Source organism: Arthrobacter nitrophenolicus (genome assembly GCF_045833485.1).
In the GTDB taxonomy this organism is placed as follows: domain Bacteria; phylum Actinomycetota; class Actinomycetes; order Actinomycetales; family Micrococcaceae; genus Arthrobacter; species Arthrobacter nitrophenolicus.
Genome location: NZ_CP174504.1, coordinates 2,912,942 through 2,939,011, shown reverse-complemented (window position 1 = coordinate 2,939,011; position 26,070 = coordinate 2,912,942). Strand labels below are relative to the sequence as shown.

Sequence of the window (26,070 nt, the reverse complement as noted above, 5' to 3'; positions counted from 1 at the left end):
TCCTACGTCAGCAGCCCCAGTTCGGCAAACGCGAGCGCCACACCGTTGCCGGCGGGACCGGGGGTCACCCTGTCCGCGACGGCCAGCACGCCCGGGTGGCCGCCCTCCACGGCGATGCCCGTGCCGGCGTACTCCAGCATCTCGATGTCGTTGGCGCTGTCCCCGATCGCCACAATGTCCTCGCGCTTCAGCCCCAGCCGCTGCTCCACCACTTGGATGCCCACGGCCTTGTGCGTTCCGGCCATGTAGATCTCCCCGGCGCGGTCGCCCAGCGCGGAGAGGGAACTCGGGATCAGCCCCACTTCGGGACCAAAGTGGTGCATGAGGCCGGTCAGCGGCACCGGTGAGTCGAAGCAGGAGATTTTGGCGAAGGAAACCGACGTGAGGTCGTCGCTGTACTGCATAGGCCCCAGGATGTCCTCAAGCGGATCAACGTCGGTGCTCAGGATGCCGTCGTGCTGCGGGCGTCCGGCAAAGACGGGTCCCAGCACCTCCCGCAGGCGCCGGTCCACGCCGGTGCGCCCGTGCAGCGCCTCGGGCGCTTCCAGGATGTAGGCGGCATTGTGGGCATCCAGGGTCTCGACGATCCGGGCGGCCACGTCCGGTTCGAAGCGGGAGTCCTTGAGCACCTCGCCGTCCATTTCCACCCGGGCTCCGGCGCCGGTGATCACGCCGTCGAACCCCGCCGCGAGGATGTGGCCGGGCACCATGGACAGCGGGCGTCCGGTGCACACGAACACCAGGTGGCCGTTCCGGCGCGCTATCCGGACGGCCTCAACGTGGGCTTCCGGGGCCAGCCCATGGTCGGCGTACGTACCATCGATGTCGAGGAATATGGCACGCGGCCGGATGGTTCGCTGGCTGGACATGCCGGACTCCTTGGTCTGTTGCGGGGACCGTTTCATCCTATCCAAGGCGGCAACCGCAGCATTTCCTGCCGTCCCCGGGCTGGAAAAGCCGGCATGCGGCGGGAAAAGTGACAGTCATCCTGTGATCTTTGAGGCCTTGCAGGCATGTAAGCACACTGATTGAATTAGCACACCGGAATATGGGGGCCCGGCACAACTTACTGATTAAGGAGTGACAACATGGGCATTCTTGGATTTCTCATTTTGGGCCTGATCGCTGGCGCTATTGCGAAGGCAATCCTGCCGGGCCGCCAAGGCGGCGGCTGGGTGGTCACCCTGGTCCTCGGGGTTGTCGGGGCCATCCTCGGCGGCTGGATCGGTTCACTGATCTTCGGCGGCGGGCTGGCGGAGTTCTTCGATATCCGCACCTGGCTCCTGGCCATCCTCGGTTCCGTCATCGTCCTGCTGGTCTACGGGGCAGTCACCAACCGCAGCCACCGCAGGGTGTAGCCGCACCATATTTCCCCAACGCAAAAACGCCGTCCTCCATCGGGGGACGGCGTTTTTTGCGTCCCGTCCTTCCGGGAGCAAACTTCCGGATAACTAATGGGAACCGATTTCCCCCTCCCGGGCGAAAGTCCCGGGTCCGCATTTATGATGTGCGAGGGGGGTGGTGTCATGGCTGATTCGAGCCACACGGAAAATCTGGCGGTCCGGGCATTCAGCGCGATCCTGGACGCGAATCCGGACGCCCTGTTGGCGCTCTCAGCAGACGGCACCATCACCATCGCCAACGCCGCGGCGGCCCGGCTCTTCGGGTTTCCACGCGGGGAACTGGCAGGGCGCAACTACCGGACGCTGCTGGCGGCCGGGTTCGGCGACGACGTGGACCGGCTCCTCCGCCGGATCACCCTCGAGCCCGGCGGCTATCCACCGCCCCTGGAGGTCCGGGGATTGCGGCGGGACGGCACGGAGTTCCCTGCGGAGGTGGCGTGCTCCCTGGTGCCGTCCGGCGGGCGCGATCACGCACCAGGCCAGGCAGACCAGGCCGGGCAGGCAGGGCACGACGACGGGATCCCCGCCGGCACGCGCCTGCTCCTGTCCGTCCGGGGTACGTCACACCGCCAGGCCGCGGACGCGGACCTGCGGGAGGCCATGTCCCTGCTGACGGCCACCCTGGAGTCCACTGCCGACGGGATCCTGGTCATGAGTTCCGAGGGCCACGTGGCAGGCTACAACGACCAGTTCCTCACCATGTGGAACATCCCCGCGGAGCTCCTGAAGGGCGACAGCGAGGAACCCGTCATGCGGCTCATCGTTTCGCAGGTGGCGGACCCCATTGCCTTCATGGCCCGGCTGACGGAACTGGAGGAGGACCCGGAAGCCGAAAGCCACGATGTCCTGGACTTCAAGGATGGCCGGACTTTCGAGCGGTACTCTCGGCCGCAACGGGTGGGCGAGAATGTTGTGGGCCGGGTGTGGAGCTTCCGCGACGTGACGCCCCGGCGGAAGGCCCAGGAACAGGCCCAGCAGGCCATGCTGGACCTCGCGGCGCAGGCGGAGAAACTGCGTGCCATGGCATTCCAGGATCCCCTGACCGGGCTGGCCAACAGGGCTGTGTTTAATGACGCCCTGGCCGAGTCGCTGCAGGAGCCGCGGCTGAAGGCCGTGGACGTCCTCCTGCTGGACCTTGATGACTTCAAGGAAGTCAACGACATCCTGGGCCACCAGGCGGGCGACGACATGCTGGTGGAGGTGGCCCGCCGGCTCCGCGGCTGCGTCCCCACCGCCGACGTCGTCGCACGCCTGGGCGGCGATGAATTCGTGGTGCTGCTCACCGCCTGCCCCGACGCGGATGAGATCGCTGCCTGCATCGTCCGCTGCCTGCATGTTCCGCTGACCATCAACGGCGCGGTGCTGCGCCCCAGCCTCAGCCTGGGGCTCGCGTCGCTGGCCCAGGACAGCGTGGGCCCGTCCGAACTCCTGCGCCAGGCGGACATCGCGATGTACGCGGCGAAGGCGGCCGGCAAGAACCGGTTCCTGCGGTTCCACCCGGACATGATGACTGCGCTCGTGCAGCGCACGGACATGGAAAGCGCCCTGCAGCTCGCGGTTCCGCGCGGCCAGATCAGCGTAGATTTCCAGCCCATCGTTTCGCACCGCATGGGACAGGTGGTGAAGTTCGAGGCGCTGGCACGGTGGGACCGCGGCGGCGAGCGCATCCCGCCGTCGATCTTCATCCCGCTGGCTGAGCGCACCGGGCTCATCAACGAAATCGGCGCGGAGGTGATGGCGCTGGGAATGGTGCAGCTGGCAGGGTGGCTCAGCGAGGATCCCTCGCGGTCCCTCTCGGTCAACGTCTCCGGGGTCCAGCTCCAGGATCCGGACTTTGCCCAGGGGGTGCTCCACCTTGCAGAGGCCAGCGGCGTGGCGGCCTACCAGCTGGTGCTGGAGGTGACCGAGAGCGTCTTTTTCGACGCCGACTGCAGCCTGATCAAGCAACTCAGCTCACTGCGGGACGCGGGCGCCCGGGTGGCCCTGGACGATTTCGGAACCGGCTACTCCTCCCTGGGCAGGCTGCAGGACCTTCCCGTGGATACCGTGAAGATCGACAAGTCCTTCGTGTCCATGGTCCGCACCGGCGAGGAACGGCTGCCCATCCTGAGCTCAATGATCAACATGGCCCACAGCCTCGGGCTGACGGTGACGGCGGAGGGCGTCGAGACGGCGGCGCAGGCGGACTACCTGACGGCGCTGGAGTGCGACTCCCTGCAGGGGTACCTGTTCTCGCTCCCCGAGCCCGGTGAACGGCTGGACCACGCCCTGCGGCGGGCAGAGGAAGCCCTCCAGGCCCTCAAGGGAAGGTAGTTTCCGGTGCAGCCGGACAGCAGCCCTTGAGGTGTGAGGGATATCATAGGGAGGCGCCTCCACCCAGGTCTCGGGTGGGCCCGGCTGGGGGCTCAGGGCGCCGGTAGGGGAAGGGTTCGTCCGTGTCTCAGGCTGGTCTCTTGGAACGAAGTCCCACCGCGGGCAGGGCGCGCCTGGGCATGCTGGGCCTCTTGGCGGCCGCAGGGCTTGCGGCGCTCGCACTGTACTTCGCCGCGAACAGCGGCACGCCCCATGCGCTGGTGACGGGAGATGTCCTGATCCTTGCGGCATCGCTGCTGGCCGGGGCAAGCTGCGCCCGGGCCGCCCGGCTGGGCGGAGTGAACGCCCGGGCCTGGACCTTCATGTCCATTGCCGTCTTCGTCTGGGCGGCCGGGATGGCCGTGTACGCGTACTACGGGCTGGCCTTCAACCACGTCTACCCCTTCCCGTCCCTGGCCGACGCCGGATTCATCGGCTACTCGGTGCCCGCCGTCGTCGCGCTGTTCGCGTTCAAGAGGCGCGCCGGCAACCGGGTGGCGCTGTACCGGGCGGTGATGGACGCCGCCGTGGTGGCAGGTTCTGTGCTGGTGGTCAGTTGGTACACCGCGCTGGGGCCCGCCTTCGACTCGGTGGGTGATCCGCTGACCCGGTTGACCGGAATGGCGTATCCGGTAGTCGACCTGGTGATCACCTCACTGGTGCTGGTCCTGGCCATGCGGCGGCAGCCCGGCGAACGCCTGCCTTTCCTGTGCTTCGGCGGCGGCATGCTCGTCCTCGCGGTCACAGACAGCATCTATGTGCGCATGACGTTCGACGGCGTCACGGGCGCCACGGGTTCGCCGCTCGCCCTGGGATGGATTGTCGCGTTCCTCCTGATCGCGCTGGCGCCCATGGCACCGTACGTGGAAAGCGCCGGCACGGCCCGTACCGGGTACACCCTGGCGCTGGAGCTGCTCCCGTATGCCCCGCTGGTGCTGGCCGTGCTCCTGTTCGCGGTCCCGCACCTGTCCGGACTTGAACCGTTCCTGGTTGTGGTGGGGGCTGCGCTGCTGGTGTGCGTGCTCGTCCGGCAGGTGCTCATCGTCCTTGAGAACATCCGGCTGACCAGCGGCCTGGAGGACGAGGTGGCGGCCAGGACCCGGGAACTGGGGGCGGCACGGGAAGCGGCAATGGAGTCGAGCCGGCTCAAATCGGAGTTCCTGGCCACCATGAGCCATGAGATCCGGACCCCGATGAACGGAGTGGTGGGCCTGACCGCCCTCCTCCTCGAAACACCGCTGGACGAGACCCAGAAGCAGTACGCCCAGGGCGTGCGGGGTGCCGGCGAATCGCTGCTGGCCCTGATCAACGACATCCTGGATTTCTCCAAGCTGGAAGCCGGCAAGGTGGACCTGGATATCCGTCCGTTCGACCCCCGGGTCCTCGTGGAAGAGGTGGCCGGGCTCCTGGCCGAGCCGGCCCTCGCCAAGAACCTGGAGCTGATCGGCTACTGCGAGCCGGATGTGCCGGCGCGCCTGCAGGGCGATTCAGGCCGGATCCGGCAGATCCTGCTGAACCTCGCCTCCAACGCGGTGAAGTTCACGGCGTCCGGGGAGGTTTCCATCCGGGTGACGACGCAGAATCCCGAGGCTGCCCCCGGAAGCATTTCCGCTGTCCATTTCGAGGTCCGGGACACCGGCATCGGCATCGATCCCGCCCACCACCGGAAACTGTTCGAATCGTTCTCGCAGGCGGATGCCTCCACCACCCGGCGTTACGGGGGGACCGGACTGGGCCTGGCCATCAGCAGCCGGCTCACCGAGGCGATGGGTGGCGACATCGGGCTGGACAGCGTTCCCGGCAAGGGCAGCACCTTCTGGTTCCGGCTGCCGCTGCCCGTGGCTCCGCCGTCCACCGATCCCGTTCCCGCTGCCGGCTTCCTCAACGGCCTGCGCGTCCTGGTGGTGGACGACAACGCCACCAACCGCCTGGTCCTGGAGTCCCAGCTGCGCGGCTGGCGGCTCCAGCCCGAGGCCGTGCCGGACGCCGCCACTGCACTGGACCGGGCCCGGCAGGCGAGCGCCGCCGGAGAGCCCTTCCATCTGGCCGTGCTGGACTTCTGCATGCCGGACACCGACGGTCTGGAGCTTGCCCGGCGCATGAAGGCCGATGCCCGCCTGGCGGACATCGAACTCATCATGCTCACCTCCACCATGCAGGTGAACACGGCCGAAATCACCGGGGCCGGGGTCCGCGAGTGGCTGATGAAGCCCGTCCGCAGCTCCGAGTTCTACAACCGGCTGGTCCGCCTCATGTCCACCAGCGAAAGCGTCCAGCCTGCCGCCGCGTCCGGCCTCCTGCAGGCCGCGGCCCCAGGGGACAGCCAGCACCGCGGGCGCATCTTGATTGTGGAGGACAACGAGGTCAACCAGCTGGTGGCCCAGGCGACGGTCAACAAATTCGGCTACGCGGTGGACGTCGTCTCCAACGGGGCCGAAGCCGTGGACGCCACCGCCTCCACCCGCTATTCAGCAGTCCTGATGGACTGCCATATGCCCGTCATGGACGGGTTTGAGGCCACCCGTGTGATCCGCAGCCGCGGCGGAACTTTCCGCCTGCCCATTATCGCCATGACCGCGGGCGCACTGGACGGGGACAGGGAACGGTGCCTCGCCGCGGGCATGGATGATTACCTGGCCAAGCCCGTGGATGCGGCAGCGCTGCAGGCTGCGCTGGCGCGGTGGGTTCCTGAACCTGCCGCGCAGGCCCTGGCGGTCACCGGCGCCGTCCGCGCCGCGACAGAGCGCCGGGCTGTTGACCAGGACCGGCTTGCCATGCTCCGCGGCCTGGGCCCCGACGACGGCCGGGGGCTGCTGCCCGCCACGGTGGAAGCGTTCCGGAAGGACGTGCCCGGCCGGATCGCTGCGCTGCAGGCCGCGCTGGACGACGGCGGCGGCGAGGCGCTGGTGAGGGCGGCGCATGCCCTGAAGGGCTCGGCGGCCAATATCGGCGCCGGCAGGGCCGCTGCCATCTGCGCGGAGCTGGAGGGGCTGGGCCGGGCAGGAAAGCACGACGGCGGCATTGACCTGGTGCGCCGGCTTGAGGCAGAGCTGCGGCGGGTGGTTGCGGCACTGGACGCGGCGCTGGAGGTGGACGGATGAAAGTCCTCGTTGCCGATGACGATCCGGGTTCGTTGCTGGTGGCCCAGGCCGCCGTGGAGCGCGCCGGGCATGACTGCTTGGCCGCCGCAAACGGCGACGAGGCGTGGGGACTGTATCTTGAGCACCAGCCGGATGTGGTGGTGACGGACTGGATGATGCCCGGCATGGACGGGCTGGCCCTTTGCCGCGCCATCCGGTCCCGGGGCGCGGACCTGTACACGTACATTGTGATGCTGACATCGCAGGACTCCCGTGATGACGTGCTGGCCGGGATCGAGGCCGGTGCTGACGACTACGTCACCAAACCGCTGGATCCCTTCGTGCTGCGGGCCCGGCTGCTGGTGGCACTGCGGATCACCACCCTGCATGCGGACCTCGCCCATTACCGGAAGGTGCTGTCGCAGCAGGCGCGGACCGATCCCCTGACCGGGCTGCACAACCGGCTGAAGCTGGCTGAGGACCTGGAGCAACTGCATGCCCGCAGCGTCCGCTACGGGGAGCAGTACAGCCTGGCCTTGTGCGACGTGGACAATTTCAAGGGGTACAACGACGTTTACGGGCACCAGGCCGGCGACCTTGCGTTGCGCGCCGTGGCCGCGGCCCTGAGGGCGCAGGCCAGGAAGTCCGATGGGGTGTACCGGTTCGGCGGCGAGGAGTTCCTGCTGGTCTTCCCGCACCAAAGCCTGCTGCGCGCGAAGGCCTGCATGGAGCGGGCGCTGGACGCCGTGCGGGATCTTGCCATCCCCCACCGGGGCGACCCGTCAGGCCAGTTGCGGCTCAGCGCCGGGATCTCGACGTTTTCCCCCGCCGAGGGCGGGGAGCCGGAGGCACTGCTGGGTGCAGCGGACACGGCACTCTATGCGGCGAAGGCGGCCGGAAGGAACCGGGTGGAACTGGCAGGCTGACCCCGGTTTGCGCTCCGGTCAGGCTGCCTTCTTGCTGCCGGCCTTCTTCAGGGCGGGCTTTTTGATGCCGGGCCTCTTCGCGGCCGCCTGGCGCTGGGCCGGCCGCTCCGCGTACTGGTTCGGCCCTTCGGCGTACTGGTTCGGCTCGTAGCGTGCACCGGCCGCTTCGGCGGGGAGCGCTGCCTCAGCGGCGCTGTCCGGAACTGCCGCACTGACGTAGGCACCGGCGTCGTCGGTTTCAGTGGCGTTTTCAGCGGCGGCCGCACGGTTGAGGCGCCACCGGCGGAGCAGGTCCGCGGCGGCCAGCATGCCGGCGAGGGGCGTGAGGACCGCAGCGCCGTAAACGAACAGCATCCAGGTCAGCGTGGTCAGCGGCGGCTGGTTGTTATGCAGCAGGGACAGACCTCCCAGGAGTCCCACGGCCCAGAAAAGGATCACTGCCGTCAAAACAGCAGCGGCGGGAAAATACTGGTTGGTCACGACTTTTTTCAGGGTTTCCATGCACTTCCTCCTGCCTGGCCGGGGGCTGCGGAAAGTGGCCGCATCAACACAAGTATGGGGCTGGATTAAGGCGAAACACGGCAAGACACCGCACTGAGTGATGAACATAACTGGCGGCCGCGCCGTCGGTTGTTTTGTGCTGGATCTTCCCCGCTGCGGGCAGCCCCGTTACGGTGAATTTTGTCCGCCCGATTTTAGGAGGCTTCCGTATGCGCAAAGTTACTGCCGGCCTGTTCCATTCCGTGGATGGCGTGGTGTCAGATCCCTACAAATTCCAGTTCGACAGCTTCGATGACGAGCTTGGTGAAGGCCTCACCAGGATGATGGACACTGTGGACACCGTGGTGCTGGGCCGGGTGAGCTACCAGGAGTGGGCCGGCTATTGGCCGAACGCGTCAGTGGATGAGGATTTCGCGGCCTTCATCAACCCGGTGGAGAAGCACGTGGCCTCGCGGACCCTCACCGGACCGCTCGCCTGGCAGAACTCCCACCTGATGGATGCCCCGCTGGAAGAATTCGTGGCAAAGCTGAAGGAGCACGACGGCGGCGAGATCGCCGTCTGCGGCAGCATCTCCGTGACCCGGCAACTGCTGTTCGCCGGGCTCCTGGACTCGCTGACACTGATGACCCACCCGGTGATCGCCGGGAGCGGCCGCCGGCTCTTCCAGGACGGCGACCCGACAACCCGTCTGGTGCTGCAGGAAGAAAGGCGGACCAGCAAGGGCAACGTGGTGAGCACCTACGGCCGGCTGGAGGGATAGAGCGCCGGGGCTACCAGGGTGCCGTGTCGGGAGGATCGTCGACGGCGTAGGTCACCGGGTCCGCATGGCCATCGACAGGCAGGGGGCCATCCCGCCTGCTCCTGCCGCGAAGCACCTCGTCCGCAGCCTGCGTCAAGGTCAGGGACCGTCCTGCAGCCCATGCCAGGCCGAACCTGACGGGACCGGCGCCGTTCCGTGCGGCTTCGATAATGGACTCGACGCGGCGCCGCTCGTCGGTTACCAGCGGAAGCCCATGGTCAGCACGGTAGGCGTCGGCAGCGGACAGCAGCCGGATGGCAGGTTCGATCCGTTGATTCTCCACGTGGACTCCGGCAAGGGATTCCAGGTAGCCCACCAGGTTTCCCTGGGCCCCGAGCTCCACCGCACCCGCAATTGCTTCCGTCAGCAGGGTTTCCGCCGCATCGTAGTCTCCGGTGTGCTGCAGACTTTCGGCGAAGTTGGTCAGTGCGATGCCAAGGAGCCATTTGTCCCCCATGGGCCGTGCGAGGGTGGCACACTGGCGCGATAGTTCCAGCGCCCGGGGATGGTCACCGGAGTAGAAAGCGATCCGCGACAGGAGAACCAGGGCCGCCACCTGCGTGCGGAGAGTGGCACCTGGAGCCGACAAGGCGTCCGTGGCGAGCCGCTCCGCGGTTGCCATCTCGCTGCGCTGTGCCTCCTGGACGGCAAGGCACATTACCGTCCAGGCGACACCCTTGCTGTTGCCTGCTTCGCCGAACGCATCATAAGCCCTGGCGTGGAACCGGGTCGCCTGATCGTTCCTGCCCACCGTCCAGCACAGCGTGGCCGCGCCGCTGAACGCCGGCGCCAGGACGGCGGCCGGGACTCCTTCAGCTTCCTCCACCAACTCCACGGCAATCCGGTATTGCTCGGTAACATCACCCGTCAGCTCCCAGTAGTGCCACAGCTCGCCCACCAGTTGCAGCCCAATGTCCTTCGACCCGCCCGGTCCGGCAGCCCACAGCAGTGCGGACCGCAGCTCTGCGGCATCGGCCGTCAACAGCCGAAAGGCCTTATGCTCTCCGTGGCCCCACAGCCGGGGCGCAAGCGTCCGGGCAAGCCGGAGATAGAAGTCTGCGTGCCGGCACCGGAGCGGCTGCTCGTCCGCCAGCTGTGCCAGCCGGTTCCGGGCAAACTCCCTGATCGAATGCAGCATGGACACGCGGCTCGTTCCCATGGAATCCCTGTACCTGCGCAGCAGGCTGTGGCGCGCAAGAACCCCGAGCGAAGTGTTCGTATCCGCAACCCCGCTGCATATTCCGCCCACAGCAACTTCGGCCGGATCGGCCGCGAAGACGCCGAGCTGGTCAAAGAGGCGCCGTTCCTGCGGACCCAGCAGCTCGTAGCTCCAGGCGAGGGTGGCTGTGAGTGTCCTTTGACGGTCGGGGAGGTCATGGAAGGCTTCGGGCAGTTCCGCAAGGTTGAATTCCAGGTCGTGGAACAGGTCTTCCTCGCTGCGGTCCCGGAGCCGGGCTGCCGCAAGTTCGATGGCCAGCGGCAGCCCGTCGAGGCGATGACACAGCCGGATCAGTACACCGGCGTTGTCCTGGTCGATATCGAAATGGGGCCGGGCTGCCCGGCCGCGTGCGACAAGGAGTTTCAGGGCCGGGATCTCACGCAGTTCCGGCAAAGGCGCCGGCGGGTCGATCGGCGGCAAAGCCAGCGGTGCGAGCTCATACTCATACTCGGCACGGAGTCCAAGACGCCGGCGGCTGGTGGCCAGTATCCGGAGGTCAGGGGCCGCCGTGAGCATATCGAGCACCACCGGCCAGGCCTCCTCAAGGTGCTCGAAGTTATCGAGTACAAGCAGGAGCCGGCGGGACCGGAGAAAGCGGGACGCCACTTTGAGCGGGTCCTCCCCTGCCCGGTCCGCCAGGCCCAGGGTGGCGGCGATGGCACCCGGGACTTGTTCCACCTGGGTGAGTGGTGCCAGGTTGACCCAGCCCACGCCGTCGGCCATCCGCTCGCGAAGCTGCACGGCGGCGGCCAAAGCCAGCCGGGTCTTACCCGTTCCGCCCGGCCCCGTGACAGTCACCAGCCGGCAGCCTTCCTTCCGGTAGAGCGAACACACCTCCCCCAATTCCGCTTCCCGGCCCACCAAGGGCGTCAGTTCGTTGGGCAGGTTGTCCACCCGCTGCCGTGCCCGCGGGTTCCCCTTGCTGGCGGGGGCGTCCAGCGATGCATCCTGCCGGAGGACCAGCGCCGCCAGCTCACGCAGTCTCGCGCCCGGGTCGATGCCCAGGCCGGCTGTGAAGGCCCGCCGTGCTTCCCGGCAGGCGGCCAGCGCGTCGGCCTGTCTGTCGCAGCGGTACAGGGCAACGACCAGCGCTGCCCACAGCCGTTCCCGGTACGGATGCTCCTGCACCAACCGCTGTAGCTCCCCCACCAGGCTTCCATGCCTGCCCAGGGCAAGTTCGACGTCGGCGAGGTCCTGGTAGGCATCCAGCCGTGCTTCCTCCAACTGGTCCAGTTCCGGCCGGAACAGCTCGGCGTCGGCAAGGTCCGGGAACGGCAGGCCGGTGAACAATTGCACGGCCGCGCGGAGGTGTTCCGCACCGCCAACCAGGTCGCCCGCCTCGACAGCCTGTTCCCCTGCAGCAATGTGTTCGCGGAACTGCAGGATGTCCAGTTCGTCTGCCGTTACGGACAGGGAATACCCGCCGGGACGGCTCGCAATGCGCTGTGGTGCTCCTCCCTTGGGCCGGTCGGGTTCGAGGATGCGGCGCAGGTTGGCAATGTAGACCTGCAGTTGCGGGCCCGGCTGCGCGGGGGGATGGCCGTCCCAAAGGGCCTCGGCCAGGAAATCGGGGCTCACCACGCAGTTCGCCCGCAACGCCAGGCATTCGAGGACTATCCGCAGCTTCGCGGCATGCACGGGGACAGGTTCACCGGCAATGACGACATCGACGGGTCCCAAGGCCCGTATCCGCAACGCAACCATTGCACAGCACTCCTCAACCGACCAGCCGCAGCCCCGGACTTTCCAGCCGGTTCCGCGGAACTCATCGACGAGCGACCCCAGAGCGCCTGCCCGTGATCCGGTTTGGCCCGGAAGCCAGCCGCATCACCCTCATCATGCTCCCCCGGGGTCAGGGGACCAATGGTTTGCACCAATAAAGGGGGCCCCCAATTAAGGGCCGGTTAAGTGCGGGGGGCAATCCTTGGCTCACCATCAGCCATATCCGAGAGGACGTCCGATGAAAACCACCAGCATTACCCGCAGCCTGGCGTTGTCCGCCCTTGCAGCTGGCGCACTCGTGGCGCCGGCCCAGCCTGCGCTTGCAGAACGTTCATTTGAAGAAATTCCCGCCGGCACGTTCGCCGTACCCTGTCCGGACTCCGAATTGACCGTCGCTGCGGCCGGGAAGTACGCAGTCATCGAGTTGCCGGGTGGCCGCACGAAGACCATATGGCCTGGCGTGAGCATCACAGTCACCGGTGAATCCGGAGAGTCTGTGACCTTCGAAGGCACGGCGGGGCTAACGCATACAACGCCCCTCAGCAATGGAAATCAATTGTTCACTGCAACCGGCCGCAACTTCATCACGGTGCCGGACGCAAACGACCATCCAGTGGGCGTCTTCCTCACAATCGGGACGGTCAGCTGGGTCTTGGATGAGAACGAAGAGGAGGTTGGGGGTATGTTCACGGGCACGGGCCGGGTGACGGACTTGTGTGCCCTGCTTGGGTAACCGTGAAGCATGGGAACATGCTGCCTGGTAAGTATGCCGCGGGCGTACCGCCAGAGCTACGCCCGCAGGCGTTCGGCGACGGCCGCGATGTCGCCGGGGGTTGTCCGGCAGCACCCGCCGATGATCCGGGCACCGAAGTCCTGCCAGGTTGCGCTGCCCTCGGCAAGGTTGGCCGGATGCCCAAGCCCTGCGCTGTCGGACGGTGGGGCAGGGCTCCAGGTCTTGGTGACGGGATCGTACGTCTCGCCTGAATTGGGGTAGGCCACCAGCGGCTTGCTGGTGGCCGCCCCCAGGGCGGCGAGCGCCGGGGTGACCAGCTCCAGCGGCACACAGTTCACGCCGACGGCGGCCACGGTGGCCTCGCCGTCGAGCAGTGTGGCCACCGACGTCAGCGGAGTGCCGTCACTGATGTGCCCGCCGTCCCGGAGCGAGAAGGAAAACCAGGCCTCGACGCCGAACTCCTTGCTGAGTGCCAGGAGCGCCTCAGCCTCGGTGAAGGACGGGAGCGTCTCGCATGCGAGAACGTCGGCACCGGCGCCGACGAGGGCTGCGATCCGCGGACGGTGGAAGTCGCGGAATTCTGCGGGAGCCAGGAAGTAGTCCCCCCGGTACTCGGAACCGTCCGCAAGGTAGGCGCCGTAGGGTCCCACCGAGCCGGCAACCAGCAACGGCTTGGCCTCCGGATGGGCGGCAAGGTGCTCCCGGCGGGCCTCGTCCGCAAGCCGGACCGACAGGGCCACCAGCTCCAGCGCCTCCCGCTCACTCATTCCCCGCGGGGCAAACCCCTGCGGCGTGGCCTGGTAGCTGGCTGTGGTGGCGATCCTCGCTCCCGCCGCAAAGTAGTCGCGGTGGACGTCCTTGATCAGGTGGGGTTGTTCGAGCAGGACTTTGGCAGACCACAACGGGTCATCAAGATTGCAGCCCCGGGCCTCAAGCTCTGTCGCCAGGGCGCCGTCGGCGGGAAGGAGCTCCCCGGATTCCAGCAGGGTGGACAACAGCGCATTCACAGGCATGGTAGTCATAATACGCATTTTCTTATGCTTGTAATGATTGTTTCTTTCTGCCACGATGGCAGGCATCCGCCAGCCCGGCGGAAGGAAAGAGGACTGGTTCTTGGACGTTCAACTGCATGCGGTGCGCAAGCTGCGCGTCCACTGGCCCATCAGCGGCACTACGTTTGCGCAGCTGGCCAAGGGGGAAGCGGACGCCTTCCGGAACGATCCGGGCATCGCAGCCCTGCTCCAGGCCTTGGCCCAGTTCCAGGAACTGGGCGATTTTGGCAACTACAAGCACGTGTTCGAATCCGGCCTTGGCTTCGAAGGGTTCACCACCGCAGAGGGAGCCAACCCAACGCTGGGACGCGTCGGAGAGCAGACCCTGTCCCCCACCTTCGTCTTCACCACCTACTTCGCTGCCTCCCTGGAGGACGCAGCCGTTGAACGGTTCATGCGGCAGATCGTGGACATCCACCCTTGGGAGGTTCCGGTGATTGAGCTGGAAGGACCCCTCAGCGTAACCAGCACGGCACTGGCACCGATCACCAAAGGAGCTTCAGCATCATGACGGACACCCTCACCACCTCCCTGTGGGAAGGACTGCAGCAGGTTCTCGCGGGCCGGCGGTTCGTTGACCTGACCCACGCCTTCCACCCCGGCCAGCCCCACTTTGCGGCGTTCCCGGATGAAGAGCGGGAAGCCCTCTTCGACCTCGAAAAGGGGGACGGCTTCACCGCCCACCGGTATTCGATCGTGGGCCAGTGGGGCACCCATGTGGACCCTCCGTCGCACTACATCCGGGGCGGCAGGACCTTGGACCGGATTCCGGTGCAGGAAATGATCCTGCCCCTGGTGGTCCTGGACATCTCCCATCGGGTGGCAAACGATCCGGATGCCACCCCCACCCTGCAGGACGTGCACAACTGGGAAAGCCGCAACGGCACCATCCCGGCGGGCAGCTTCGTGGCCCTCCGCACCGGCTGGAGCCGCCGCTGGCCGGACGTCGACGCAATGGCCAACCGCGACGCTGACGGGCTGAGCCACACGCCCGGCTGGTCACGGGAAGTGCTGGCCTTGCTGCTCAACGAGCGGTCGGTTGCCGCTGTCGGCCACGAGCAGACCGACACGGACCCGGGCCTGGCCACCTCCCGGCAGGACTTCAGCCTGGAAACCTATGTGCTGGAGCAGGACCGCTGGCAGATCGAACTGCTGGCCAACCTGGACGGACTGCCGGAGGCCGGAGCCGCCGTCGTCGCAACCTGGGCCAAGCCTTTGGAAGGCAGCGGGTTCCCGGCGCGGGTGTTTGCCATCTGCTGAGCCGGGGGCCAGGAAGGCGCCTCCACTAGACTCAAATCCATGTCGAAAACCTCCAGCATGGGCCGCGGAATCCAGGCCGTCCTGGCCGTCGGGGCACGGCATTCAGCAGGGCTTCCGGGCGGCAGCGTTGCGGACATCGCGGCGGACCTGGGGAGGGACCGCAGCCAGGTCTCCCGCAACCTGCGCAGCGCGGAGCACGAGGGGTTCCTCGCCCGCACGTCCCGCACCTACGCCCTTGACTGGTCGCTCTTCACCGGTGCCCAGCTCCTGACCGAACGCCGGCTGCAGGCCGACGGCGGCACAGCGCTGGACAGCCTCGCCTCAGCTGTCGACGAGGCCTGCTTCCTGGGCGTGCTGCACGGCGACAGCACCGTCACCATCGGCGAGAGCGTCCCCGCGAGCAGCAACCTGGTGGGATCCTGGCTGGGACGCCCGTACCCCGCCTACTGCAGTGACGCCGGACAGGCCATCCTGTGGGAAGCGTCGGAGGCGGAGGTACGGACGGTGTTTGCCGGCGTCGACTTTGTCCGCCACGGCCCCACCACTCCCACCGGCATTGAAGACTTCCTTGCCCGCCGGGAGGCAGCGCGGGACCGCGGCTACTCGATCGTTGATGAGGAGGCCGAGCCGGGACTCTACTCACTGGCGGTTCCGGTCCGCGACTTCAAGGGCGACGTGGTGGCGGCGCTGCAGGTTGTGGGCATCAAGGACCGGCTGGAACCGAAGCGGGACAGCTGCGCCTCATCGTTGGTGGCGCAGGGACGGTGGCTCGAAGCCCGGCTCGGCTACCGGCAACAGGCCTAGTTACAGGCTGCCGCGCAGACTCAGCGTGCGGCCGGCGAAGCCCCGAGCCGTTCCGCCGCCTCATGCAAGGCAACGGCGGCGGCCGCAGCACCGGACCCCAGTTCTGCCCGGCCCCCGAGGACACTCAGCGAAGCGATGATGCGTCCGCCGGCAGCCCGCACGGGCACGGCGAGCTCCACCACCTCGTGCTCGAATTCCTGGTCGGCTGCAACATACCCGGCCGCCCGGTCCCGTTCCATCAGCTCCCATACCTCGGCCGCGGTGTGGGCAGCCCCCGGACCGCCGATCCCGACGAAATTCACCCCGCCCAGCAGCGCGTCCAAGCCGGGGCGGTCAAGATCCCACAACAGCGCCCGGCCGGCACCGGTGCACCACACCGGCGTCACCATCCCGGGCTTCACGAAGCTTCCGGGAACGGCGTCATTGCTGGAGGCTCGGAGCAGGACCACGCGGAAGCCGTCCCGGACGGAGAGCCTGGCCCGGAGGCCCAGGGCGGCCACCAGCGCCTCGAGCTCGGTCTTCGCCTGCCGGACCCAGCCGGTGTTGAGTGACGCGGCGAGGGTGAAGAAACGGGGGCCGGTCCGGAACGGGCCGCGGTCCGCCCGTTCCAGCAGGCCAAGGTCGCACAGTTCCTGGGCCAGGCGCGAGACCCGGCTCTGGTCCATGCCCAGCTCGGCGGCGAGCTGCGAAACACCGAGCAGCTGCCGGCCGCGGATCTCCCGGTCCGCCACCAGCCGCACAAGGCGCAGCCCCTGCGCCATCGAAGACGCCTCGGCGGACGATTCCACGCTCATGCCCCTCCCGGCCGGTAATCCCGCCCCATTCTTCCATGGCCGCGCCTCGTCCGACGCGGAACAAAGGGACAAGGAACGACGGCGCCGCTGCGGCAGGTGCCGGAACCGCACCTGCCGCGCGGCCGCCGTCGTCCGCGCCTAGCCTTGGATGCCAGCGGCAGCCTTGCGCCCGTGCCGGACGTAGAACCAGGCGTAGCAGGCGGCCACGAATGGGACACCGAAGTAGAGCGCGGCCACCTGGGTGGGGTCGAGGGCGATGCCGACCAGCGAAACGACGCACAGGGTGAACGCCAGGATGGGCACCAGCGGGAACAGCGGCGCCCTGTACGCGAGGTCCGCCACGTTGCCGCCGCTGCGGACGAATGCCCTGCGGTGGAAGAAGTGCGAGGCGGTGATGGACATCCACACGCCCACCACGGCGAAGCCGGCCACGGAGACGAGGACCAGGTAGACCGTCTCCGGTGCCACCACGCTGCTGACCAGGGAGGCGAGGCCGCCCACCATGCTGACGGCGAGTGCCACCAGCGGGATGCCGCGGCTGGTCAGCTTCTTAAAGGCGCGGGGTGCGTGGCCTTCATCGGCGAGGGAGTAGAGCATGCGCCCGCAGGAGAAGAGGCCGCTGTTGCCGGCGGACAGGAGTGCGGTGATGATGACGAAGTTCATGATGTCGGCCGCGAACGGGATGCCCACGGCGGAGAACACTGTCACGAACGGGCTCTCGTCCAGTCCCACCTCGGTGTAGGGGATGGTGGCGGCGATGACGGTGATGGCGCCGACGAAGAAGATGAGCAGCCGGATCACCGTGGTGCGCATGGCTTTGGGAATGCTCGTGGCCGGATCCTTCGTTTCGCCCGCCGCGACGCCGATGAGTTCGGAACCGGAAAAGGCGTAGAAGACGGCGAGCACGGTGACCAGGACGCCGGTGAAGCCGTTCGGGAAGAGGCCGGCTTCGGTGCTGAAGTTCTCGAACAGGTGGGGGTGGCTGCCGTCCGCACTCAGCGGGTGGAAGCCGAACAGGGCCGCGCCGCCCAGGACGATGAGGCCGATGATTGCGGCCACCTTCACGATGGCGAACCAGAACTCGGCCTCGCCGAAGAACTTCGAGGACACGGCATTGAGGCCAAACAGGACGGCGGCGAACACCAGGCACCAGACCCAGACCTCCACGTCCGGGAACCAGCGCTGCATCAGCAGGCCGGAGGCAGTGAATTCGGAGCCGATGGCCACGGCCCAGCAGAGCCAGTACAGCCAAGCCGTGGCGAATCCCGTGGCGGGACCGATGGAGCGGGCGGCGTAGATGTGGAACGCGCCGGACACCGGGTAGGCGATGGCGAGTTCGCCCAGGCAGGCCATCACCAGATACACCACGAAGGCCCCGATGAGGTAGGCGATGACGGCGCCCAGCGGACCTGCCTGCGAGATGGTGTAGCCCGAGCTCAGGAACAGTCCCGAGCCGATCACGCCGCCCATGGCGATCATCACCAGGTGCCGCGGCCCCATGGAACGGCGGAGCCCCGGCTCAGCTGGGGATGTGTCCGGCGGCGGGGCCAGGGTCAGCGGTGAAGAGGGTTCCATGGGCGTCTCCAGTAGGGATGTGGGGCACCGCGCGCCTGCGGCAGTGGTCACCGAAGAAGTGAACGGCGGCAGTGCCGAAACTAGCACGACCACCGAAGAAACAGTCACTAAATACATGGCTTCATGCTTATATTGCACGCTATTACGCGGTGTCGTGTTGGGGCTGCGGAACCGGGGCACTTTGACACGGAAACGCCGCCGGCCAGGGCAGCTTCAGCACTTTTCGGCCTCAACGTGCCCCGGGACGGCGTACGACGACGGCACTCAGCCGGGTGCCGCCGTCGCCGTTTCCGCGGGCGGGTAAAATTGTCCGGTCATGCATTGTTCCTACTTCGACGCCGCCGCCTGCCGCTCCTGTACCCAGATGGGCGTGCCCTATGCGGAGCAGCTCGCCGGCAAGCAGAGGCACTGCGAGACGCTCCTGGCACCGCACACCGAGCTGGAGTGGCTGCTGCCCGTCGGGAGCCAGGAGTCCGGCTTCCGCAACAAAGCCAAGATGGTGGTTGGCGGGACGGCGCAAAACCCGACCATCGGGATCCTTGATGCCGATGGCCAGGGCGTGGACCTGCGGGAGTGCGGCGTCTGCTCGCCCGGGCTGCTGGCCTGCTTTCCGGTGCTGGCCGGATTCATCAGCCAGGCGCGGCTGACCCCCTATGATGTTCCGCAGCGCCGCGGCGAGCTCAAGCACATCATCATCACCGAGTCCCCCGACGGCGAGGTGATGCTCCGCCTGGTCCTGCGCTCCGAGCAGCTGCTGGCGCGGATCCGGAAACACCTCCCCTCGCTCCTGGCCGCGCTGCCGCAGGTGAAGGTGGTCTCGGTCAACCTGCACCCTGAACACAAGGCGGTGCTGGAGGGAGACCGGGAGATCCTGCTGACGGAGCAGTCCACGCTGCGGATGCGGGTCAACGGACTGGACCTGCACCTGCGGCCGCAAAGCTTCTTCCAGACGAACACCCCCATGGCCGCTGCGCTGTACCGGCAGGGCCGCGAGTGGGTGGATGAGCTGGATCCGGCGTCGGTCTGGGACCTGTACTGCGGCGTGGGCGGCTTCGCCCTGCACTGCGCCGGACCCGGGCGGGACGTCACCGGGATCGAAACGAGCCGTGAAGCCATCGTCTCAGCCAAGCTCAGCAGCAAAGAGGCCGGCCTGGAACGGGTGGGCTTCCAGGCCGGCGACGCCACCGCCTTTGCCGTTGGTGCAGAGCAGTCGCCGGAGCTGGTCATCGTCAACCCGCCCCGGCGCGGCATCGGCAAGGAGCTCTGCGGCTGGCTGGAGTCCTCGGACGTGCAGCATGTTGTCTACTCCAGCTGCAACGCCCAGTCACTGGCCCGCGACCTGGCCGCGCTCCCCTCGTTCACGGCCCGGCGTGCCCGGGTCCTGGACATGTTCCCGCAGACCATGCACTACGAGGTGATGGTCCTGCTCGAGCGCGCCGGCTGACCTCCCGTCAGCCGCGCACCCGTTCGACGGCGGCGGCGCTGGCTTCCTGCCCGGCCTCCCGCAGGCCCGTGACGACTCCCGCGGCGTCGGCTGCGGAGCGGTTCTGGCTCAGCTTTTCCTTGGCCTCGATGCGGGTGATCAGCAGCTCGACCCCCACGATGGCGCGCAGCTGCCCGGTGATGAACCGTTCCGGTGCATCGTCCACGCTCCAGGGCTTGTCCTGGCTTTCCTCGTGCAGATCCGTCAGGCTCCGGACGTGCCGTGCCAGCCACCCGGCGTCGTCATGGATTACCAGCCGGCCGTAGACATGGGCGGTGGAGTAGTTCCAGGTGGGCACCACGCGGCCGTGCTCGGCCTTGGAGGGGTACCAGGACGGCGAGATGTAGGCGTCGGGACCCTGGAGGATGGCGAGCGCCTCCCCATCGGGCGGGCTGGAGAACTGCGGGTTGTTGCGCGCGGCATGGGCGTGCAGCGCGCCGTGCTCCCCCACCGACGGTTCGTAGACGAACGGCAGCAGTGTGGCCTGCAGGCCCTGCTCCGTCATGGTGACCAGGTTGGCCGCCGCCGGGCGGGCCAGGAGGTGCCGGACGGCGTCGGGGCCGGCGGCGAAGTGGGCGGGAATGTACATGGGTTGGTCCTTACGGGTTTGGGGGTTATCAGGAAGCGGGGCTGTTGAGCCGCACGCGCACGGCCGCGCCGGCACATGCGATCACGGCAAGGCCGCCGAGGGCGGTGCTCCAGGTGAGGGCCTCGCCGAGCAGGAGTGCGGCCCAGCAGATGCTCATGACGGGCTGGAGGAGCTGGACCTGGCTGACCTGGGCGATGGGTCCGACGGCCAGCCCGCGGTACCAGGCGAAGAATCCGAGAAACATGCTCACCACGGCCAGGTAGGCGAAGGCGGCCCACTGGACGGGTGTGGCCTGCGGCTGGGCCGCGGCGGACACGGCGGCGAGGGCCAGCATCAGCGGGGCGGCAAGGACCAGGGCCCAGGCAATGGTCTGCCAGGAGCCCACTTCCCGTGCCAGGAGGCCGCCTTCCGCATAGCCGACGGCGGCGCAGGCCACGGCGCCCAGCAGCAGGAGGTCGGCCCAGTGCAGGTGCCCGATGCCGCCGGACTGCAGGAAAGCGAAGCCGAGTGCCGCCAGCGAGCCGAGGCCGGTGACCAGCCAGAACGCCAGGGGCGGCCGCTCGCCCGTCCGCAGCACGGCTGCAGTGGCCGTGGCGGCGGGCAGAAGCGCGATCACCACTGCACCGTGCCCGGCGGGTACTGCAGTCAGGGCGTAGGAGGTGAGGAGGGGGAAGCCGACGACGACGCCCCCGGCCACCAGCGCGAGCCTGGCCCAGGTCCGCGGCCGGTGAAGCCGCTGCCGGGTTAGTGCCAGGGCCGCGCCTGCCAGACCGGCGGCGATGACTGCGCGGCCGGAGCCGATGAACAGCGGATCCAGGCCCTCAACGGCCACGCGGGTGAAGGGAACCGTGAAGGAAAATGCCGCCACGCCCAGGAGTCCCCACCAGAGGCCGGTCTGCGGCTGGGCACCGGGCGGTACCGGTGGGCGGACTTGGACAGTAGCGCTACTATTGTCTTTCATGAACAACGATAGCAGTTCGCGGATCGTCCTGGCACTCCGGGACCGGATTACGGGTGCTGCCCCGGGTGCCCGGCTGCCCTCCACCCGGCAACTGGTGGCCGAGTACCAGGCCAGCCCGGTGACGGTGCAGAAGGCGCTGCAGGCGCTGACGGCGCAGGGGCTGATCGAGAGCCGGCCGGGCGTGGGGACCTTCGTGCGTGCTGTCCGGACGGCCCGGCCCTCCGACTACGGCTGGCAGACGGCGGCGCTGCGGTCGCCGTCGTCGGTCCTGCCCTCCTCCAGCACCATGCGGGATGTACCGAACAGCGCCATCTCGTTCCACGCCGGATACCCGGACCGGGAACTCCTGCCCGAGCGGCTGGTCCGGGGCGCGCTGGCCCGGGCCGCGCGCGGCACCGCCGCATTGTCCCGCCCGCCGGCAGCCGGGATGCCGGAACTGCAGCAATGGTTCGCCCATGAACTGGGTTCCGCTACTCCTGCCGGGTTCACTCCTCCGACGCCGAGCGATGTGATCGTGCTGCCGGGAAGCCAGAGCGGGCTCAGCTCGATTTTCCGGGCGCTGGTGGGCGCCGGCCAGCCGCTGCTGATGGAATCGCCCACGTACTGGGGAGCGATCCTTGCCGCGGCCCAGACCGGGGTGCGGGTGGTTCCGGTGCCGAGCGGACCGGAGGGACCGGATCCGGCGGAACTGGCCCGGGCGTTTGCGGAGACCGGGGCGCGGGTGTTCTATGCGCAGCCCAACTACGCCAACCCCACCGGTGCACAGTGGGCGCCGGGGCGCGGGGAGGAGGTGCTGGAGGTGGTCCGCGCGCACGGTGCATTTGTGGTCGAGGACGACTGGGCGCACGACTTCGGCATCACCTCGGATCCGGTGCCGCTGGCCACAAGGGATGATGCGGGGCACGTGGTCTACATCCGGTCGCTGACGAAGAGTGTTTCCACGGCCATCCGCGTCGCGGCGGTGGTGGCCCGCGGTCCCGCCCGCGAGCGCATCCTGGCCCACCGGGCGGCGGAGTCAATGTACGTGAGCGGACTGCTGCAGGCCGCGGCGCTGGATGTGGTGACGCAGCCGGGCTGGCAGACGCATCTGCGGAGCCTGCGCCAGCAGCTGCAGTCGCGGCGGGACCTCCTCGTGACCAGCATCCGCGAGCACGTTCCGCAGGCCCACGTCGAGCTCCTGCCCAAGGGCGGGCTGAACCTGTGGCTGCGTATGCCGGACGGAACGGACCTGCCCCGGCTGACCCGCGACTGCGAGGACACCGGCGTGATCATCGCCGCCGGCACCGAGTGGTTCCCCGCGGAACCCCCCGGGGCGTTTGTCCGGCTGAACTTCGCCGGGCCCAACCCGGGCGCTTATCCGGAGGGCGCCCGACTCCTTGGCGAGGCCCTGGCAAGGCAGAGGTGACCCCGCTGCCGCCGCAGGAATCGGTCAAGATTCGACCGGATTCCGTTTCCAGATGTGGGCCAGAGCTACGCTGGCCGTGCAATTGGTAGCCGGCAGGAGTTTGGGGCAGATATGGATACAAGCCGAGACCGCTTCGGGCCGAGCCAACGGAGGCCAGCCCCACCCGCCGCACCTGCAATCCTTCGACGATGGCCGCTTAGTGCAGTTTTGTCCGCCGCCTGTGCTGCAGCCTTCCTGCTGACCGGTTGCGGCGATTCCCAGAGTTTCATGAGTGCGGTTGTCGCTGACCAACCGGACCGTTCGGCACCCCAGCCGGACGAGTCGACACCGCCCGCACCTGAGCCTGCTGCACCGGCACCTCCGCAGACCCCTGTCCCCTCCCCGGCGACGCCCTCTGAACCGCAGTACGTTCCTCCGGCGCCAGCCACGTCCGCCGCTCCCTCGGCCCCCTCCGGCTGCGACCCAAACTATTCCGAGTGCGTACCTGTCGCTTTCGACGTGGATTGTGCCGGTGGCAGCGGAAACGGGCCGGCCTACGTCCAGGGTCCTGTACAAGTCATCGGCGGCGACCCGTACGGGCTGGACCGTGACAACGACGGCATCGGGTGCGAGTGATCTACTGATCCCTGACCAAAATGCGTCACTTTTGACTCAATGGGCTGACGGGAATCCCCGGATCGACTCGGTTTGGAACGCTGACACACTAAAAGTCACGCATTCCGGTCAGGCCGAAACCTCTAGCCGCCGGCGCGGACCAGCTCTGCGCTCTTCTCCCACAGGCCCCGGGCCAGCTCGGCGTCGTAGGCCTGCGGGTTGGCCTTGGCCAGGGCGCGCTTGGCGTAGTAGGCACCCGAAATCCAGTCGGTGCCCGGGGTGCCGTTGATGAGCCAGAGCATGGTGTCCGCGCCCTGCTCCGGGCTCAGCATGAACCGGTTCAGCAGGGTCTTGTAGGCGTGCCGGAAGGGGCTGGTGGACTCCGCGGCGAAGTTGGTGCGGACCACGCCCGGGTGGAATGCCGCCGTCGTAATTCCCTGATCGCCGTAGCGTCGGTGCAGTTCGGAGGTGAAGAGGATGTTGGAGAGCTTGCCGGTGCCGTAGGCGCGGTTGGTGGAATAACCGTGCTCAGAAGTGAGGTCGAAGAGGTCCAGCTTGCCGAAGCCGTTCGCGGCGCTGGCGGTGTTGATGACCTTGGCGTTGCTGGCCGTGAGGGTGTCCATCAGGAGGGTGGTGAGCAGGAACGGGCCCAGGTGGTTGATCTGGAAGGTGGACTCGTTGCCGTCCACGGTGAGGGTGCGCTTGCCCATGATGCCGCCGGCGTTGTTGGCGAGGACGTCGATGCGCGGGTAGTCGGACTTCAGCTGCGCGGCGAGGGTGCGGACCTGGTCCAGCTCGGCGAAGTCGGCGAGGAAGTAATCCGCGTCCAGTTCCCTGGCGAGGGCGCGGGTCTTCTCGGCGGAGCGGCCCACGATGACAACCTGCTCCCCCGCCTTCGCGAGTGCCCGGGCGGCTGCTGCGCCGATGCCGTCGCTGGCGCCGGTGATCACGATGGTGCGAGGAGTCAAGGGAGTTCCTTTGGTCTGGCGGACGGCGCTCCTGGCGGAGACGCACAAAGATAAACAACGACGGCGGCCCGGCAGGTGGCGGTTTCAAGGGGTCGTTGCAACACCTGCTGGTTAGGTGGTTAGTAGTAAATCACGTAAACGCTCGGCTGGAGTTTTCCAGCCGAGCGTTTTGCGTGGGCGGCCGTTGAGTTCCTGGGCGACGTGTTCGAGGTCCTCGGGTCCGAAGACAGACAGATCGGTGCCTTTGGGGAAGTACTGGCGCAGCAGGCCGTTGGTGTTCTCGTTCGAGCCGCGTTGCCACGGGCTTGCGGGGTCGCAGAAGTAGACCTGCATGTCGGTGGCGAGAGTGAAGGATTTGTGGGCAGCCATTTCCGATCCCTGGTCCCAGGTCAGGGATCCCCGAAGGTGCGCCGGAAGGGTGGCCATGGTTTTGATGAGGCCGTCACGGACGGTTGAGGCAGAGTGGTCCTTTGGCAGGTGGACGAGCATTAGGTAACGGGTGGTGCGCTCGACCAGGGTCGCGATCGCGGACTGGTTGTGGGCGCCAGTGATGAGGTCCCCCTCCCAATGCCCCGGTATGGCGCGGTCCTCGATCTCGGGCGGACGTTCGGAAATCATGATCATGGGGTCGGTGAACCTGGGAGTGCGCTGATCAGCGGTGGCATGGGGTTTTCGCCGGGTCCGGCCGGTCCGCAGAGCTGCTTGCACCTCACGTTTAAGTCCGCCTCTGGCTTGGAGGTAGAGGGCCTGGTAAATCGTCTCTGGGCTCACGCGCATCTCCGGGTTGTCGGGGAACTCTTCGACCAGCGTGTGGCTGATCTGTTCCGGAGACCAGCGTAGGAGCAGCTTGTCCTTCACGTACTTACGCAGGTCCGACTCGCCCGCGAGTTTGGCTGTCTTGGGCCGGGCCCGCCGGGCAGTTGCCTTCCGATGTGCACCGTGGGGAAGGTAGCCCATCCGCGGATCGGTGTTTCGGGCCAACTCGCGGCTGACTGTTGAGGGCGATCTGCCGAGGGCGTGGGCGATCGCCCGCACCGAGGATCCGGCGGCCTGCAGGTCCCGGATAAGTTCCCGTTCCTTGACGTTGAGGTACCGCGGGTGGATAGGTTTCTCCAGCGCGGCCACCGGGACCTGGACCGTTTCTGTTGTGCCGGCGGCAGAGGTCATAGTGATCACACCACGTTTGTAGTCGACCACCCGGCCATCCGGATAAATGCGTCGTCCGCCGGACTTCCGGATTCCCTGGTCCCACTCCTCAGCGGTCCGTAAATGAATACCAACTGCCGCGGCAGCTTTCCGTCGGCTCACGCCGGCGTTGCGCAGCCGGGAGAACTCGTCCCTTCCAGGGTGTGGACCTGTCCCCGGCTTTCCCTGACCCTTCAGCCCGGCTTTCCGCACCCACGCGGCGCACGTATTGGGATTCAGCCCGAGTTCCTTTGCAGCCTCCGTGGTGCTCTTAAGACGGTCGAACACGGCGAAGAACTGCTCTTTCTGCCTAGCCGTGTACTTCCGGTGCACCGACTGCTTCCGTACTTTGCCCCGGGGCAAACCAGCCTTGCGGATCCATTGGTGACAGGTCATCACATTGAAACCGAGTTCCCTCGCGGCGGCACTGACATTTTGAACCCGATCGAGGGCCGCAAAGAACTGATCCTTCTGCTCCTGCGAATATCTCCGCCGCCCAGCGGGCTTCTCCCTTAAAGACGACACGGTCGTTGCAACTCCCAAAAATTCTGGGTGTTGCAACGACCGCTAGAACCCGCCGGTGTTCCCGCCGCCGGACCGCCGCTGCAAAAGCAAGTAGCGCCAGCTGCCGTTTTGAGAGTCCAAAACGGCAGTTGGCGCTACC

At 67.4% G+C, this 26,070-nt stretch carries 21 protein-coding genes; 11 read left to right on the top strand and 10 right to left on the bottom strand.

Annotation, left to right across the window (positions count from 1 at the left end):
- Positions 1-2: 2 nt before the first annotated feature.
- A complete protein-coding gene (locus tag ACJJV6_RS13685; protein WP_407709216.1) occupies positions 3-869 on the bottom strand; it encodes an HAD hydrolase family protein in 867 nt (288 codons plus the stop codon).
- A 219-nt stretch (positions 870-1,088) separates the two neighbouring features.
- On the opposite strand from ACJJV6_RS13685, the gene ACJJV6_RS13680 reads away from it, so the two are divergent.
- From ACJJV6_RS13680 to ACJJV6_RS13665, 4 genes are all read left to right on the top strand, one after another.
- Positions 1,089-1,358 (top strand): GlsB/YeaQ/YmgE family stress response membrane protein, encoded by a 270-nt coding sequence (locus ACJJV6_RS13680; protein ID WP_009372951.1) that lies wholly within the window; start codon positions 1,089-1,091, stop codon positions 1,356-1,358.
- Between the two features lie 168 nt (positions 1,359-1,526).
- Entirely contained in the window at positions 1,527-3,716 is a 2,190-nt protein-coding gene (locus ACJJV6_RS13675; protein ID WP_407709215.1) for a putative bifunctional diguanylate cyclase/phosphodiesterase, read from the top strand.
- Between the two features lie 140 nt (positions 3,717-3,856).
- A complete protein-coding gene (locus tag ACJJV6_RS13670; RefSeq protein ID WP_407709214.1) occupies positions 3,857-6,856 on the top strand; it encodes a response regulator in 3,000 nt (999 codons plus the stop codon).
- A complete protein-coding gene (locus ACJJV6_RS13665; protein WP_407709213.1) occupies positions 6,853-7,761 on the top strand; it encodes a GGDEF domain-containing protein in 909 nt (302 codons plus the stop codon). The genes ACJJV6_RS13670 and ACJJV6_RS13665 overlap by 4 nt, the downstream gene beginning before the upstream one ends.
- A gap of 18 nt (positions 7,762-7,779) precedes the next feature.
- Here ACJJV6_RS13665 and ACJJV6_RS13660 read toward each other — a convergent pair whose 3' ends face one another.
- Complete coding sequence (locus ACJJV6_RS13660; RefSeq protein ID WP_407709212.1) at positions 7,780-8,262, bottom strand: hypothetical protein; 483 nt, start codon at positions 8,260-8,262, stop codon at positions 7,780-7,782.
- A 209-nt stretch (positions 8,263-8,471) separates the two neighbouring features.
- Between ACJJV6_RS13660 and ACJJV6_RS13655 the strand changes: the two genes are divergently transcribed.
- Complete coding sequence (locus ACJJV6_RS13655; RefSeq protein WP_407709211.1) at positions 8,472-9,023, top strand: dihydrofolate reductase family protein; 552 nt, start codon at positions 8,472-8,474, stop codon at positions 9,021-9,023.
- Between the two features lie 10 nt (positions 9,024-9,033).
- Here ACJJV6_RS13655 and ACJJV6_RS13650 read toward each other — a convergent pair whose 3' ends face one another.
- A complete protein-coding gene (locus tag ACJJV6_RS13650) occupies positions 9,034-11,961 on the bottom strand; it encodes a BTAD domain-containing putative transcriptional regulator (protein WP_407709210.1) in 2,928 nt (975 codons plus the stop codon).
- A 280-nt stretch (positions 11,962-12,241) separates the two neighbouring features.
- On the opposite strand from ACJJV6_RS13650, the gene ACJJV6_RS13645 reads away from it, so the two are divergent.
- The gene (locus tag ACJJV6_RS13645) at positions 12,242-12,736 is read left to right on the top strand and encodes a hypothetical protein (RefSeq protein WP_407709209.1); all 495 of its coding nucleotides are present in this window, start codon (positions 12,242-12,244) and stop codon (positions 12,734-12,736) included.
- A gap of 56 nt (positions 12,737-12,792) precedes the next feature.
- On the opposite strand, the gene mmuM is transcribed toward ACJJV6_RS13645, so the two are convergent.
- Positions 12,793-13,749, bottom strand: coding sequence for a homocysteine S-methyltransferase (gene mmuM / locus ACJJV6_RS13640; protein WP_407710504.1), 957 nt, complete (start codon positions 13,747-13,749; stop codon positions 12,793-12,795).
- Positions 13,750-13,804: 55 nt separating this feature from the next.
- On the opposite strand from mmuM, the gene ACJJV6_RS13635 reads away from it, so the two are divergent.
- The 3 genes from ACJJV6_RS13635 to ACJJV6_RS13625 are packed head-to-tail and all read left to right on the top strand — an operon-like array spanning position 13,805 to position 15,852.
- Positions 13,805-14,299, top strand: a complete 495-nt coding sequence (locus tag ACJJV6_RS13635) for a hypothetical protein (protein ID WP_407710503.1) — start codon at positions 13,805-13,807, stop codon at positions 14,297-14,299.
- Positions 14,296-15,048, top strand: coding sequence for a cyclase family protein (locus tag ACJJV6_RS13630; RefSeq protein WP_407709208.1), 753 nt, complete (start codon positions 14,296-14,298; stop codon positions 15,046-15,048). Before ACJJV6_RS13635 ends, ACJJV6_RS13630 begins: the two co-directional genes overlap by 4 nt.
- 39 nt (positions 15,049-15,087) lie before the next feature.
- Entirely contained in the window at positions 15,088-15,852 is a 765-nt protein-coding gene (locus tag ACJJV6_RS13625) for an IclR family transcriptional regulator (protein WP_407709207.1), read from the top strand.
- Positions 15,853-15,872: 20 nt separating this feature from the next.
- On the opposite strand, the gene ACJJV6_RS13620 is transcribed toward ACJJV6_RS13625, so the two are convergent.
- Together ACJJV6_RS13620 and ACJJV6_RS13615 are read right to left on the bottom strand one after the other, a co-directional pair.
- Positions 15,873-16,640, bottom strand: coding sequence for an IclR family transcriptional regulator (locus tag ACJJV6_RS13620; RefSeq protein WP_407710502.1), 768 nt, complete (start codon positions 16,638-16,640; stop codon positions 15,873-15,875).
- Positions 16,641-16,784: 144 nt separating this feature from the next.
- Positions 16,785-18,221, bottom strand: a complete 1,437-nt coding sequence (locus ACJJV6_RS13615; RefSeq protein WP_407709206.1) for an amino acid permease — start codon at positions 18,219-18,221, stop codon at positions 16,785-16,787.
- 316 nt (positions 18,222-18,537) lie between these two features.
- On the opposite strand from ACJJV6_RS13615, the gene rlmC reads away from it, so the two are divergent.
- Positions 18,538-19,665: a 23S rRNA (uracil(747)-C(5))-methyltransferase RlmC gene (gene rlmC / locus ACJJV6_RS13610; protein WP_407709205.1), complete on the top strand. Its 1,128-nt coding sequence runs from the start codon at positions 18,538-18,540 to the stop codon at positions 19,663-19,665.
- A 7-nt stretch (positions 19,666-19,672) separates the two neighbouring features.
- Here the strand turns inward: rlmC and ACJJV6_RS13605 are convergent, their stop codons facing one another.
- Entirely contained in the window at positions 19,673-20,293 is a 621-nt protein-coding gene (locus ACJJV6_RS13605) for an FMN-binding negative transcriptional regulator (protein WP_407709204.1), read from the bottom strand.
- 28 nt (positions 20,294-20,321) lie between these two features.
- A complete protein-coding gene (locus tag ACJJV6_RS13600; protein ID WP_407709203.1) occupies positions 20,322-21,254 on the bottom strand; it encodes a DMT family transporter in 933 nt (310 codons plus the stop codon).
- Here ACJJV6_RS13600 and ACJJV6_RS13595 point away from each other — a divergent pair.
- Positions 21,253-22,659: a PLP-dependent aminotransferase family protein gene (locus ACJJV6_RS13595; RefSeq protein WP_407709202.1), complete on the top strand. Its 1,407-nt coding sequence runs from the start codon at positions 21,253-21,255 to the stop codon at positions 22,657-22,659. The two genes, ACJJV6_RS13600 and ACJJV6_RS13595, sit on opposite strands and share 2 nt — an antisense overlap.
- A gap of 737 nt (positions 22,660-23,396) precedes the next feature.
- On the opposite strand, the gene ACJJV6_RS13590 is transcribed toward ACJJV6_RS13595, so the two are convergent.
- Both ACJJV6_RS13590 and ACJJV6_RS13585 read right to left on the bottom strand, forming a co-directional pair.
- A complete protein-coding gene (locus tag ACJJV6_RS13590; protein ID WP_407709201.1) occupies positions 23,397-24,221 on the bottom strand; it encodes an SDR family NAD(P)-dependent oxidoreductase in 825 nt (274 codons plus the stop codon).
- A gap of 111 nt (positions 24,222-24,332) precedes the next feature.
- Complete coding sequence (locus ACJJV6_RS13585) at positions 24,333-25,388, bottom strand: IS30 family transposase (RefSeq protein WP_152419652.1); 1,056 nt, start codon at positions 25,386-25,388, stop codon at positions 24,333-24,335.
- Positions 25,389-26,070: the final 682 nt, after the last annotated feature.